This window comes from Alsobacter sp. SYSU BS001988 (assembly GCF_054796215.1).
In genome coordinates this window covers 1-12,442 of sequence record NZ_JBTAMK010000026.1, presented here as the reverse complement: position 1 = coordinate 12,442, position 12,442 = coordinate 1, and the positions used below count along the sequence as shown (strand labels likewise).

Annotated in this window: 12 protein-coding genes; 11 read left to right on the top strand and 1 reads right to left on the bottom strand. The window is 67.0% G+C overall.

The annotated features are described in order from the left end of the window. The first annotated feature begins 308 nt into the window (after nt 1–308). Nucleotides 309–743 (top strand): hypothetical protein, encoded by a 435-nt coding sequence (locus tag ACYVO7_RS24685; protein WP_460452422.1) that lies wholly within the window; start codon nt 309–311, stop codon nt 741–743. A 251-nt stretch (nt 744–994) separates the two neighbouring features. Here ACYVO7_RS24685 and ACYVO7_RS24680 read toward each other — a convergent pair whose 3' ends face one another. Continuing rightward, nucleotides 995–2,518: a class I adenylate-forming enzyme family protein gene (locus ACYVO7_RS24680; RefSeq protein WP_460452421.1), complete on the bottom strand. Its 1,524-nt coding sequence runs from the start codon at nt 2,516–2,518 to the stop codon at nt 995–997. Nucleotides 2,519–2,673: 155 nt separating this feature from the next. Here ACYVO7_RS24680 and ACYVO7_RS24675 point away from each other — a divergent pair, with 155 nt between their 5' ends. The 10 genes from ACYVO7_RS24675 to ACYVO7_RS24630 all read left to right on the top strand — a co-directional run. Next, a complete protein-coding gene (locus ACYVO7_RS24675) occupies nt 2,674–3,477 on the top strand; it encodes an IclR family transcriptional regulator (RefSeq protein WP_460452420.1) in 804 nt (267 codons plus the stop codon). A 5-nt stretch (nt 3,478–3,482) separates the two neighbouring features. Further along, nucleotides 3,483–5,546: a hydantoinase/oxoprolinase family protein gene (locus ACYVO7_RS24670; RefSeq protein ID WP_460452419.1), complete on the top strand. Its 2,064-nt coding sequence runs from the start codon at nt 3,483–3,485 to the stop codon at nt 5,544–5,546. A gap of 4 nt (nt 5,547–5,550) precedes the next feature. Next, the gene (locus ACYVO7_RS24665) at nt 5,551–7,098 is read left to right on the top strand and encodes a hydantoinase B/oxoprolinase family protein (protein WP_460452418.1); all 1,548 of its coding nucleotides are present in this window, start codon (nt 5,551–5,553) and stop codon (nt 7,096–7,098) included. A 34-nt stretch (nt 7,099–7,132) separates the two neighbouring features. Continuing rightward, a complete protein-coding gene (locus ACYVO7_RS24660) occupies nt 7,133–8,272 on the top strand; it encodes an ABC transporter substrate-binding protein (protein WP_460452417.1) in 1,140 nt (379 codons plus the stop codon). After that, nucleotides 8,269–9,000: an ABC transporter ATP-binding protein gene (locus ACYVO7_RS24655; RefSeq protein WP_460452416.1), complete on the top strand. Its 732-nt coding sequence runs from the start codon at nt 8,269–8,271 to the stop codon at nt 8,998–9,000. Before ACYVO7_RS24660 ends, ACYVO7_RS24655 begins: the two co-directional genes overlap by 4 nt. Next, on the top strand, nt 8,969–9,946 hold the full coding sequence (locus ACYVO7_RS24650) for a branched-chain amino acid ABC transporter permease (RefSeq protein WP_460452415.1): 978 nt from the start codon (nt 8,969–8,971) through the stop codon (nt 9,944–9,946). The genes ACYVO7_RS24655 and ACYVO7_RS24650 overlap by 32 nt, the downstream gene beginning before the upstream one ends. Next, the gene (locus tag ACYVO7_RS24645; protein WP_460452414.1) at nt 9,943–10,716 is read left to right on the top strand and encodes an ABC transporter ATP-binding protein; all 774 of its coding nucleotides are present in this window, start codon (nt 9,943–9,945) and stop codon (nt 10,714–10,716) included. The genes ACYVO7_RS24650 and ACYVO7_RS24645 overlap by 4 nt, the downstream gene beginning before the upstream one ends. Further along, on the top strand, nt 10,709–11,587 hold the full coding sequence (locus ACYVO7_RS24640; protein WP_460452413.1) for a branched-chain amino acid ABC transporter permease: 879 nt from the start codon (nt 10,709–10,711) through the stop codon (nt 11,585–11,587). The genes ACYVO7_RS24645 and ACYVO7_RS24640 overlap by 8 nt, the downstream gene beginning before the upstream one ends. 25 nt (nt 11,588–11,612) lie before the next feature. After that, a complete protein-coding gene (locus tag ACYVO7_RS24635) occupies nt 11,613–11,945 on the top strand; it encodes a cupin domain-containing protein (protein WP_460452412.1) in 333 nt (110 codons plus the stop codon). Nucleotides 11,946–12,138: 193 nt separating this feature from the next. Next, nucleotides 12,139–12,442, top strand: a 304-nt coding sequence (locus ACYVO7_RS24630) for a transposase (RefSeq protein WP_460452411.1), incomplete at its 3' end; no start/stop codon positions are given.

Genomic DNA, 12,442 nt, shown 5'->3' with positions numbered 1-12,442 from the left:
CTCGCTCATCCGCCAGCACGGGACCTGACGTCTTTCTCATACTTGATTGCTGCTCTTGAGCCCGAAGCTGGGCGTCAGAAGTCCGCAATTGTGATTTGGGAGAATGGTCGTATCCCCGCATAAGGGCGTCCAAGGCTGCGGCCACGAGGTCAGTCACCGCTTCGTCGCCGGCTCGTGCTCAACGACGAGGCCGGGCCGGCCCGCATGGAAACTGGCTTGGTCTCCCCTATGGAGCGTCTCAGGCTCGGCCGCGTTGTCAGCGCAGGTTGAACCCTGAGCGCCCGTGCTCTTTCGAGAGGTAGTCCCTGATGAACGTCTTGTCCAAGCTGAAGGTCGGCGCGCTCGCCATCTGCGCGCTCATTGGCCTTGTCTCAGAGGCCAATGCTGGCAGTGGCTCCGTTCGCCTCCGCATTTTTAAGGCCGGCTTCGTGCTAGGTGGATCGGCAGGAGAAGGGACTCTGACCTTTCAGGGCCGCAGGTATCCCTTGTCGGTTGGGGGGCTGAGTTATGGGTTCACGTTCGGGGCCTCGGAAACCCGCTTCCGCGGCACCGTCAGCAATATCCGACGCGCGTCGGACATTTCCGGTGTCTACGCGCAGGCGGGCGCCGGCGCTGCAGCGGTGAAGGGAGCGCAAGCCGTGGTTCTCACCAACCAGAATGGCGCGGTTCTGCAGCTTGCCGGGGAACAAACGGGCGTCATCGTCAGCTTGGACTTGAGCGGGCTGGCCTTGGGGCTGAAGTAGGGCCTGAGCGTAACGCCGTTGACGTATCGGAGATCGCGGTCAGCCAGGCCGGGCGCGCCGAGCGCGGACGGAGGGAGAGTCGGATTCGGCTCAGGAGTGCCGGTTGAGGTGCGTCTTCTCGGCGGACGCCGGCTCTGCCTGCTCCGTGCCAGTGCCTTTGTGCTGCCGGGCTTGCTGCGGGCTATTCTAGCCTGCGGCCCCCTGTTAGCGATGTCCCCCAGCACTGCACCCTGAAATCACGTTGCAGACCCTCATCGCGAAACCAGATTTTCTGCTTTGGCCCGTTCCCGTAACTCAGTTTTCAATACTTTTCCGTAGTTGTTTTTGGGAAGAGCATCCAAAAAGACGTATTTTTTCGGGCGCTTGAACCGGGCAATGTGCTCTAAGCAGAGGGCGTCAAGCGCCGCATCACTGACGCCAGATTCGGGTTCGGCGACAACGAATGCGACCACCTCCTCGCCCCATTCGGGATGTGGCCGACCCACGATGGAGGCCTCCAGCACGCCCGGGTGGCGCAGCAACACCTCTTCAATCTCGCGGGGGTAGATGTTGCTGCCTCCGCTGATGATCATGTCCTTGGACCGATCGCGCAGGGTCAGGAAGCCGCGCTCGTCCATGCTGCCGAGGTCGCCCGTGTGAAGCCAGCCGCCGCGCAGGGCCTCCGCGCTCGCAGCTGGGTTGTTCCAGTAGCCCTGCATCATGCAATCGCTTTGCGTCACCACCTCGCCAATCTCGCCCGCCGGCAGCTCCTTGTCGTTCTCGTCGACGATGCGCATAAGAACGCCGGTGCGGGCGGTCCCGCAGGTCCGCAGGTCGTCGGGCGCGTGAGCGGCGCTGTGCCAAGACTTTGACAGGCCCGCGATGGTCATGGGCGACTCGCCTTGGCCGTAAATCTGGTAGAGGCGAGGCCCGAAGATGGCGAGCGCACGTTCCAGGTCGGCCACATACATCGGGCCGCCGCCATAGTAGATCGTCTTGACGCTGTCGGTCTTGAGGGAAGCGGCGACGGGGCTGTGGACCAGCCTGGTCAACATGGTCGGCGCGGCCCACATGGTCACGCTTGAGTATTGCATCAGCGCGCCTGCGATGGCCTCCACGTCGAAGCCCGGCAGCACCACCTGATGGCTGCCCCTGAGCAGGTGCGGAATAGCGAAGAGTCCCGACGCGTGGGAGAGCGGCGCTGTGTGCAGCTTCACGTCGCTGGCGTCGACGGCGTCGATGTCCGCATAATAGGCGTAGCTCATGTTGAGCAGGTTGCGGTGACTCAGGATCGCGCCCTTCGGCCGTCCGGTGGTTCCGCTCGTGTAAAAGATCCAGGCCCGCTCCTCTGCGTCGCCGCCGTGGACCTTGAGCGGTTCGGCTTCAGAAAGCCTCCCATATTCCGGCGTGCCGACGCAGACCATGTCTTCGAGGGTGTTCACCCAGGCGGGAAGCGGGGCGAGGCTCTCGGCCAGTCCAGGACTCGTGAACGCGATCCGGGCGCCTGAATCGCGTGCGATATGCTCGACTTCACGGGGATGGAGCTTGGCGTTCACCGGAACCGCGCACAAGCCCGCCCACCAACACGCTACGAGCAGTTCGAGGAATTCGCCGCAGTTCTCCATGGCCAGCAGGGCGCGATCGCCAGGCGCCAAGCCGCGCGCCGTGAGCGCGCCCGCGATGCAGGACGCTCGCTTCATGAACGTCGCATAGCTGTGGGTCGTCTCGCCGTCCGTGACCGCCGGCGCCCCGGGCTGCCGGCGCGCGACGTCCATGATGAGTGCGGCAAGGTTCATCGCTCGGTCTCCCCTGAGGTCCCGCGGCCCACGCCGCAAGCTCGCCTCGATTGCTTTGCGCGGCTGATGAGGCCGGCGCGGCTGCTGCGGACAGAATGCTTGACGATCAACCAAACTTCCAGCACAGTTTGAATAATGAAATGGCGTTTCAATAAATGAAACAGTTCGGCGGGGAGATGGCCGAAGCACCGGACGGGCCGAAAGCGGGGTCGACGAGCACGCTGGATCTGGCGTTGCGGATCGTCGAGTACCTCGCCTATCAGAGCGGCCCCACGCCTCTCGCCGCGATTGCGACGGAATTCGGCGCATCCAAGGCCACGGTCTACCGTCACCTGCGCGGCCTCTGCAGCCGTGGCTTTGTCCGCCAGGATCCGGCCACGGGTCGCTACGACGTCGGGGTCAAGCTGATGGTTCTCGGCGAGGCTTGTCGCAGCCGTTTCGACATTGTCACGGCCGCCAGGCCTGAACTCATCCAGCTTCGTGACGCCACCGGGCAGGCGGTGACGATTTGCGAACTCATCGATGACGACGTCGTCGTGCTGGAACTCACTCAAGGCCGAACCGTCATCGAATTCGCCACCCGCCCCGGCACGAGGCTCGCCCTCCACGCCAGCGCGCATGGAAAGATCTGGCTGGCCTTCGGACCGGCGACGCTGCTGGAAGCGGTGCGCCGGGGCCCGCTCCCCGCCTGGACGCCCGAAACCATCACGGATCCGCAGACGCTGGAGCGTGATGTCGCGAAGGTGCGCGAGCGCGGCTGGTCGACCGCGCCGGACGAGGTGATCAGCGGCGTCAACACCATCGCGGCGCCGGTCTACGACCACCAGGGCCGCCTCGTCGCGTCCATCGCCATCGTGGGCGCCAAGCAATTCATTCCCGCCGATCCTGCCGATGCGCAGGTCGAGGCGGTCGTCGGGACCGCGAGACGCATCTCGCGGGCCTTGGGCTGGAGAGAGTGATCCCCATGACCTACTCGCTCGCTGTCGACATCGGCGGCACGTTCACCGACATCGTGCTGCGCCATGAGGGCGGCGCGCTGGCCGTCGACAAGACGCTCACGACGCACCACGACCTGCTCGAAGGCTTCTTCGGCGGCGTCCACGCGGTCTTGGCGAAGGCCGGCGTCAAGCCGTCCGACGTCGGCGGCGTGGTGGTGCACGCCACCACGGTGGTGACGAACGCCCTGATCGAGCGCAAGGGCCAGCCCACCGCGCTGGTGACCACCGAGGGCTTCCGCGACGTGCTCTTCATCCGCAACGAGCACCGCTACGAGATGTACGACCCGCAGATCGAGTTTCCGAAGCCGCTGGTCCCGGCCGAGCTCACCTTCGGGGTCGCCGAGCGCACGCTGGCGGACGGCCGCGTCACGCAGGAGCCGACGCAGGCCGCCATCGCCGCATTGGTCGAGCAGGTGGCCGCAAGCGGCGCCAAGGCGCTGGCCGTGTGTTTCCTCAACAGTTTCGCCAACGCCCAGAACGAACGGCTTGTGGTCGCCGGCCTGCGCGAGGCGATGCCGGACCTGTTCATCTGCTGCTCGTCGGACGTGGCGCCGCAGATCCGCGAATATCCCAGGGCGTCGACCACGACGGTGAACGCCTACGCGATGCCGATCTCCCAGCCCTATCTGCGCCGTCTCTCCGAGCGCCTGGGCCGCGAGGGCTTCGCCAATACGCCGCTCATCATGCTGAGCTCGGGGGGCGTCGTGGGCGCCGAGACGGCGGGCCGCAATCCTGTCCGCATGATCGAGAGCGGCCCGGCCGCCGGCGCGCTGGCGGCCTGCCATTACGCCGAGTTGCTGGGCGTGGACCGGCTGATGTCCTTCGACATGGGCGGCACGACCGCCAAGGCCTGCCTCATCGAGAACCGCCAGCCGCTCGTCACCGGCCTGTTCGAGGTCGACCGGCGCTACCGCTTCAAGGAAGGCAGCGGGCTTCCGGTGACGGTGCCGTCCATCGACATGATCGAGATCGGCGCCGGGGGCGGCTCCATCGCGCATGTGGATGCGCTGGGGCTCCTGAAGGTCGGACCGCACAGCGCGGGCTCCCAGCCCGGTCCCGCCTGCTACGGACGCGGCGGCCAGAACGTCACGGTCACAGACGCCGACCTGATGCTAGGGCTTATCGACGCCGACAATTTTCTCGGCGGCGACATGCGGCTCGACCTGCCGGCGACCGAGCGCGCCATGGCGGCCTTGGCCGACAAGCTGCACGTCACCCCGGTGGAGGCCGCGCGCGGCGTGTTCCGGGTCGTCACGGAGGCGATGGCCTCGGCCGCCCGCACTCACGCGACCGATCGCGGCGTCGATTATCGCGGACTGCCCCTGTTCGCCTTCGGCGGCGCGGGACCGCTCCACGCCTGCGAGGTGGCGAGCCTGCTGCAGAGCACGAGCGTGATCGTTCCGCCGCAATCGAGCGTGCTGTCGGCCTTCGGAACCCTCGTCACTCCGGTCCGGCTCGACCTCGTGCGCAGCGACCTCGGCAGGCTTGGCGAACTCGACTGGAGCCGCGTCGACGGCATTCTCAACGAGCTGACCGCGGAGGCGACCGCGGCGCTGGGCGAAGCCGGATGCGCGCCCCGCGACGTCACGTTCAGTTTCGGCGCGGACATGCGGTATGTCGGCCAGCAGCACGAGGTGGCGGTGACGTTCGCCGAGGACCCTCGCGCCGGCCGCGACCTCGCCGATGTCGAACATCGCTTCACGGAAGCCTACCGCACGCTCTATGGCATGAACCCCTCGCATGTGCCGGTCGAGATCGTCACCTGGCGGGTGACGGCGCGCGGACCGCTGGTTGGCGTCAAGGCCGTCCCGAAGGCGGGCTCGTCGCCGGGCGAGCCGCATCGGCACCGTCTGGTCCACGCTTGGGCAGACAGCCAGAACACGCCTGTCTACAGTCGCGCCGATCTCGCCGTGGGCCAGTCAATCACCGGCCCGGCGATCATCGAAGAGCGCGAGACCACCACCGCCCTGCCGCCCGGCTGGGTCGCCGTCATCGACAGCCTCGGCTGCATCGTCGCCACGAAGGGATAATCCGATGGACGGCGTCGAACTCGAAATCCTCTGGTCCAACCTCATCGGCATCGTGACGGAGCGCTCCAAGGCCCTCCAGCGCATCGCCTTCAGCCCAATCGTGCGCGAGGCGGGCGATCTCGCCTGCGCGCTGTTCGACCTGCGCGGCCGCATGGTGGCGCAGGCCAACACCGGCACGCCCGGCCACATCAACTCGCTGGCCTTCGCGGGCGCGCATCTGGTGCGGCTCTTCGAAGGCCAATGCGAGCCCGGCGACGTCCTGATCACCAACGATCCGTGGCTGTCGGCCGGCCACTTCTTCGACATCACCATCCTGACGCCGATCTATGACGGCGAGCGGCTTATCGCCCATATCGGCTCGACCATCCACCACACGGACATCAGCGGCTACGGCATCGGGGCCGGCGCCCGCGACGTCCACGAGGAGGGGCTCTGGATCCCGCCGCTGAAGCTGTATGAGCGCGGCGTGCCCAATCCGGTGCTGCACGCCATCATCGGCCGCAACGTCCGCACGCCGGACGCGGTGTTCGGCGACCTCGCCGCGCAGGTCTCCAGCGGGCATGCGGCCGCCGAGCACCTCATCGCGCTGTGCCGGCGCCACGGCATCGACGATATCGAGGCCCTGTCGGACGAGATCATCCAGCGCTCGGAATACGCCACGCGCGACGCCATCCGCAAGCTGAGGCCGGGCGTCTACCACGGCGAGAGCCAGTTCGACGTGCCGGGCGGCCAGGTCATCACCCTCAAAACGGCCGTGACCATCGACGCCGAGAAGGGCGGGATCACGGTCGACTTCGAGGGCTCCACCATGCAGATGCCGATGGGCATCAACGTGGTGCTGAACTACACGCACGCCTACTCGACCTTCGCGATCCGCAGCTGCCTCAACCCGGAGCTGCCCAACAACACCGGCAGTCTTGCGCCCATCGAGATCAAGGCGCCTCTCGGATCGATCGTGAACTGCAAGTACCCCGCGCCGGTGAACGCCCGGCATGTCGTCGGCATGTATGTGCCGATGCCGATCCTGAAAGCGCTGCATCAGGTGATGCCCGAGCGTGTGCTGGCCGAGGGCTCTGGCGCCGTGTGGACCATCCAGATCCAGGGCAAGAAGCCGGACGGCGAGCCCTTCACCTCCTCGATGTTCAACTACTCCGGTGGCATGGGCGCGCGCGCCACGAAGCCTGGGCCGAGCGCGACCTGCTACCCCACCGGCGTGGCGGCCGTGCCGATCGAAATCCTCGAAGCCGCCATGCCGATCGTGTTCGAGCGCAAGGAGCTTCGCCTGGGCTCAGGCGGCGCCGGCCGCTCGGCCGGCGGGGACGGGCAGATCATCCAGTTCAGGATGCTGACCGACCAGCCGTGGCTGCTGAACGCCGTGCCGAGCCGCCTCGACAGCGGTCCCGACGGGGTCGGCGGGGGCATGCCCGGCAAGGCGGGACGCTTCCAGATCAATGGTCGCGACGTCAGCGAGCCGCGCAAGCTCACCATGCAGGCCGACGATGTCGTGCTGCTGGAGACGCCAGGCGGCGGAGGATTCGGATCGCCCGACTAAGCGGACGTCCGTGAACAAAATTGGGAGGGAAACCATGACGAACGCAATGAGAATGGCTGCGCTCGGCCTCGCGCTCGGCGTCGCCGCCGCCGGGCCCGCGCTGGCCCAGGAACCGTACAAGATCGGCATCTCGGCCGGGCTCACCGGCTATGCGGCGACCGTCGACCGCGCCTGGCGCGACGGCGTGGAGCTCGCGGTCGCGGCCGTGAACGCCAAGGGCGGCGTCGCGGGCCGCAAGCTCGAAGTCGTGGTCGAGGACAACCGGTCCGAACCGCAGGAGGCCGTCACCGTCTATCGAAAGATGCTGACGTCCGACAAGGTCAACATCTTCATCAGCGGCTGCGTCTCCGCCGGAAACTTCGCGGCCGCCGGCCTTGTTGTCCGCGCCCAGGTGCCGATGGTCCTGTGCTCGATCCTGCCGCAGCAGCCCGACCAGGTGAAGTGGGCCTACACGACCCTGCCGCCCGCCGGCTTCGAGGTAACCAAGCGCCTCGAATACCTGAAAGAGAAGACCGACGTCCGCAAGATCGGCGTGCTGCACGACCCGACCCCCTACGCCAACCTGCAGAAGGCGGCGGCCGAGAAGTCGGCGGCCGACTACGGCATCGAGGTCGTCGGCGTCGAGCAGTACAAGCAGGACGACGCGGACCTGTCCGTCCAGATCGCCAAGATGAAGGCGGCCGGCGCCAAGGCGATCCTGAAGATCGGCCTCGGCGGCACGACCCTCACGGCGGCCAAGAACATCAAGCAGCTCGGCGGCGACCTCCTGATGCTCACCAGCCTGGAGGACATCGCGGTGTTCAAGCCCGTGGCCGAGGTGCTGGGCGACAAGTTCCTGTTTGTGGCGTCCCCCTCGCAGGTCTACGAGGGCCTGCCGGCCGGTCCGCTCAAGAGCGAGATCGGCAAGTTCCTCGAGCCGTGGAAGGCCAAGTTCCAGGACCGCGACCCGAACTGGGCCTCGCGCGGCTGGGATGGGGTGATGCTCACCGTGGCGGCGATCGAGAAGGCGAAGTCGGTCGAGGGGCCGGCGGTGCGCGACGCGCTGGAGACGCTGAGCGGCTTCCAGGGCACGACGGGCGTCTACGACATGAGCGCGACCGTCCACCAGGGGCTGACCAAGAACCCGTTCTTCATCGCCACGATCAGCGAGGGCAAGGTCAAGGTCGTTCAATGAACGAGCGGAGCGCGCCCGGCGCGACGATCCTCGAGACGCAGGCGCTCACGGCCCGGTACGGGCACGTGCGCGTCCTCGCCCCGACGGACATTCATGTCCGGACGGGTGAGCTTGTCGCGATCCTCGGCCCCAACGGGGCCGGAAAATCGACGCTGCTACGCGCCATCCTGGGGCTCACGGCGACCACAGGTCAGGTCATGTTTCAGGACAGGCCGCTGCCGCGGGGCGACGCCGTGGCGGTCAGCGCCCGCGGCGTTGTGCTGGTGCCGGAGGGGCGGGGCATCTTCGGCCCGATGACGGTCGAGGAAAACCTGCAGCTCGGCGCCTACCGGCTGGGCCGCGACAAGCCCGAGTTCGAGCGCCGGCTGGCGCGCGTGCTGGAGCTGTTCCCCCGCCTTGGCGAGCGCCGGGCGCAGCTCGCCGGCTCGATGTCGGGGGGCGAGCAGCAGATGCTCGCCATCGGGCGGGCCCTGATGGGCGACCCCAAGATCCTGCTCCTGGACGAGCCGTCCCTCGGACTGGCGCCCCGGGTGACCGCCGAGATCTTCGAGAAGCTCGCGATGCTGCGCGACGAGGGCTTGCCGATCCTGCTGGTCGAGCAGAAGGCCCCGGCGGCGCTGAAGATGGCCACGCGCGTGTATGTGCTTTCCCTTGGCCGCATCGCGGCCAGCCTCGATACCGATCAGATCACCACCCATGAAGATCTTGCGAAGTACTACTTCACCTGACCGGCGCAGCGCGCTTCGCCTGCTGCCCTGGGGCGTCTCGGCGCTCTTCGTGGGCTACGGCTTCGTGGCCGGAGGCTACCCGGCCACCGTGATCGGCTTCGCGCTCGTGTACGCGGTGTTTGTGACGGGGCTGAACCTGTTCATGGGCTACACGAACCAGGTCTCGTTCGGCCAGAACGCCTTCGCGGCGGTCGGCGGCTACATGTCGGCGGTACTGACCACGACGCACCAGTGGCCGGTCGTGCCAGCCATGGGCGCAGGGGTGGCTGCGGCGGTGTTGCTCGCGCTGGTCATCGGCTATCCGACACTGCGCCTCAAGGGCCACTACCTGGCCATGGGCACCTTGGCGATCGGCCTGATCACGTATGAGATCGCGGTCGAGTGGCAGTCGGTCACGCAGGGCTATCTCGGCATCTCGGGCGTTCCGCCGCTGGGCGTCGGTTCTTACGAGGTGACGTCCGATCGCGGCCAGCTGGCGCTGCTGGTCGCCATCGTTCTGGCGTCGACCTTCATCTCGGCGCGCATTCGCGACTCCCGGATGGGCCGAGCCTTCCTGGCGCTCGGCGCCAGCGAGAACGGCGCCCTCGCGCTCGGCGTCGACGTCGCCCGCACCAAGCTGCTCGCCTTCCTGGTTTCGGCCGCGTTTGCGGCGCTGGCCGGGTGCCTTTTCGTGCACGTGGTCGGCTATGTGAGCCCCGAGGTGTTCGGCCTGCACATGGTCATCCTCGGCTTCACGATGCTGTATGTGGGCGGCGTTGGCAGCGTCGCCGGACCCTTGGTCGGCGCGCTCATCGTCAGCCTGATGCCGGAGGTGTTCCGCGGCTTCAAGGACTACCAGGATCTCGCCTATGGGGCGGCCTTGATCGTCATCCTCATCTACGCGCCGCGCGGCCTCGCCTCGCTGTTCAACCGGGCGAAAGCCCGCAAGCGGAGCGCCGAAGCATGACCCGCCTCAGCGTCCAGGGCGTCACCAAGCGCTTCGGCGGCGTAACCGCCACGGGCGACGTCAGCTTCGACGTGCCGGCAAGGGGCGTCACCGCCGTCATCGGTCCCAACGGAGCCGGCAAGACGACGCTGTTCAGTCTCGTGTCCGGTTTCCTCAAGCCCGACCACGGCCGCATCCTGTTCGACGGCGAAGACATCGTCGGGATGCGACCGGACAGGCTGGCCGCCAAGGGACTCGTCCGGACGTTCCAGCTGGTGCAGCTGTTCCCGGACCTGACCGCGCTCGATAACGTCAAGGTCGGCCAGCACTTGCAGACGCGCAGCGGACTGCTGTCGGCGGTCTTTCGTCCGGGGGCGACCGTTCGGGAGGAGCGCGACGTCGCCGAGCGCGCCCGCGAACTGCTCGACCTTGTCGGACTGTCGGACATCGGCGACCAGCCCGCCAAGGTGCTCTCCTATGGCCAGCAGCGGCTCCTCGAAGTCGCGCGTGCGCTCGCCGCGCGGCCGAAGCTGGTGCTGCTCGACGAGCCGGCCGCCGGACTGGATGCGGCTGAATCGAAGCGCCTGGCGGCAGTCATCCGCACCATCGCCGACCAGGGCGTCACGGTGCTGCTGATCGAGCACGACATGTCGCTGGTGATGAATGTCGCCGACCGGGTGGTGGTGCTCGATTTCGGCCGCAAGATCGCGGAGGGCTCGCCGACCGAAGTGCGCGCCCACCCGGCGGTGATCGCCGCCTATCTGGGTGGAGTGGAGATCGCCGATGCCTGATCCGACCTACTTCGCGCAGGTGCTCGTCAGCGGCGTCGGGACCGGTTGCATCTACGGGCTGATCGGCATCGGTTTTTGCGTGATCTACAACGCCAGCGGCATCGTGAACTTCGCCCAGGGCGCCTTCGTGATGCTGGGCGGCATGCTGACGCAGCTGTTGCTCATGCGCTACGGCGTACCGCTCTTGCCCGCCGCCCTGGTCGCCATCGTGGTGGTCGCCGCCATGGGCATGGCGCTGGAGCGCCTCGTGGTTCGGCCCCTGTGGGACCGCAACGCCACCATGTTCGTCATGATCCTGGCCACGCTCGCGGCCCAGATTGTCGTGGAACGGGCGACCCTGCTGGCGGCGGGCGACCAGCCGCGGACCTTGCCGGTGTTCACCGACGTGCCGCCGCTGATGCTCGGAGGGGTGGCGATCAGCGTTCAGCTCCTCTGGATCCTGGGCGCCTCGGCGCTCGTCATCGCCGCCCTGACCGCCTTTTTCCGCTACACTCTGGCGGGCAAGGCCATGCGGGCCTGCTCGATCGACCGCGAGTCGGCCGCTCTTCAGGGCATTCCGGTCAAGCGCATGCTGGCGCTTTCCTTCGGGCTCAGCGCCGCTCTTGGGGCCACAGCCGGCATCCTGATCACCCCGACCCAGTATACCGCCTTCAATGTCGGCGTGCCCTTTGCGATCTCGGGCTTCATAGCAGCCATCGTGGGCGGGTTCGGCCGGCCGCTCGGCGCTTTTCTGGGCGGGCTGCTGCTCGGCCTGGTGCAGGCGGGCGCCATCGCGGCGCTTGGCTCCGGGCTCAAAAATGTAGCGGCGCTTTCGATGCTGCTAATTTTCCTGTTCTTGCGCCCTGGCGGAATCCTGGGCGCGGCCAAATGACAAGCGATGCGGAGGAGACAAAACGATGAGCATCCCGACCATTGATTGGAACCTTATTCCGTGGACGCCGGTCCGCCCCGGAGTGGAGCGGAAAGGCTTCACAGGGGAGGGCGCGACCGTGGCGCTGCACCGACTTCAGCCCGGCCATGAGCCCAAGCCCCATTCGCATCCCAACGAGCAGATCGCCTACATCCTGGCTGGCAGAATACGGTTCGTGGTCGGGGGCGAAGAGCACATCCTTGGACCCGGCCAGCTCCTGGTGGTGCCGCCTAACGTTGAGCACTGGGGCGAGGTCATCGGCGACGAAGCTGTCCTCAACCTGGACGTCTTTACACCGGCGCGACCCGAATACGCGTGAAGCAGGTGCGAGGCGGTAGCAAACAGCACAGATACATCGCTGCTTGTCGTCGCGTATGCCACGACGCACGACCACAACAACGCCCGTAGCTCACGTTCGGTTGGGTCCGTCCTGCGCCGATGCCGTTGAAAAAGTTGGCGTTGCTGCGGGGGTGAAGTCCTGATTCAGTCGTCCTGGATTGGGGGGCGACGCGATGATGGGCGAACGGACGGTGGCTCAAGAAGCACTGTTCTACGAGTTCAGCCTGGAGCGTCATGTTCCGGCCGATCATCTCGTCCGCGGGATCGACCGGTTTGTCGATCTCTCCGACATTCGCGCCCACCTGCGCCCGTTCTACAGCGAGATGGGCCGGCCCTCGGTCGATCCGGAACTCATGATCCGGATGCTGCTGGTGGGCTACTGCTTCGGCATTCGCTCCGAGCGCAGGCTGTGCGAGGAGGTTCACCTCAACCTGGCCTATCGCTGGTTCTGCCGCCTGGGCCTGGACGGCGCCGTGC

Excerpts from the sequence above, each read along its gene's own strand:
- ACYVO7_RS24655 (WP_460452416.1), top strand. The coding sequence starts at position 8,269 with ATGAACGAGCGGAGCGCGCCCGGCGCGACGATCCTCGAGACGCAGGCG.
- ACYVO7_RS24665 (WP_460452418.1), top strand. The coding sequence starts at position 5,551 with ATGGACGGCGTCGAACTCGAAATCCTCTGGTCCAACCTCATCGGCATC.
- ACYVO7_RS24645 (WP_460452414.1), top strand. The coding sequence starts at position 9,943 with ATGACCCGCCTCAGCGTCCAGGGCGTCACCAAGCGCTTCGGCGGCGTA.
- ACYVO7_RS24640 (WP_460452413.1), top strand. The coding sequence starts at position 10,709 with ATGCCTGATCCGACCTACTTCGCGCAGGTGCTCGTCAGCGGCGTCGGG.
- ACYVO7_RS24650 (WP_460452415.1), top strand. The coding sequence starts at position 8,969 with ATGAAGATCTTGCGAAGTACTACTTCACCTGACCGGCGCAGCGCGCTT.
- ACYVO7_RS24680 (WP_460452421.1), bottom strand. The coding sequence starts at position 2,518 with ATGAACCTTGCCGCACTCATCATGGACGTCGCGCGCCGGCAGCCCGGG.
- ACYVO7_RS24660 (WP_460452417.1), top strand. The coding sequence starts at position 7,133 with ATGACGAACGCAATGAGAATGGCTGCGCTCGGCCTCGCGCTCGGCGTC.
- ACYVO7_RS24670 (WP_460452419.1), top strand. The coding sequence starts at position 3,483 with ATGACCTACTCGCTCGCTGTCGACATCGGCGGCACGTTCACCGACATC.
- ACYVO7_RS24675 (WP_460452420.1), top strand. The coding sequence starts at position 2,674 with ATGAAACAGTTCGGCGGGGAGATGGCCGAAGCACCGGACGGGCCGAAA.
- ACYVO7_RS24685 (WP_460452422.1), top strand. The coding sequence starts at position 309 with ATGAACGTCTTGTCCAAGCTGAAGGTCGGCGCGCTCGCCATCTGCGCG.
- ACYVO7_RS24635 (WP_460452412.1), top strand. The coding sequence starts at position 11,613 with ATGAGCATCCCGACCATTGATTGGAACCTTATTCCGTGGACGCCGGTC.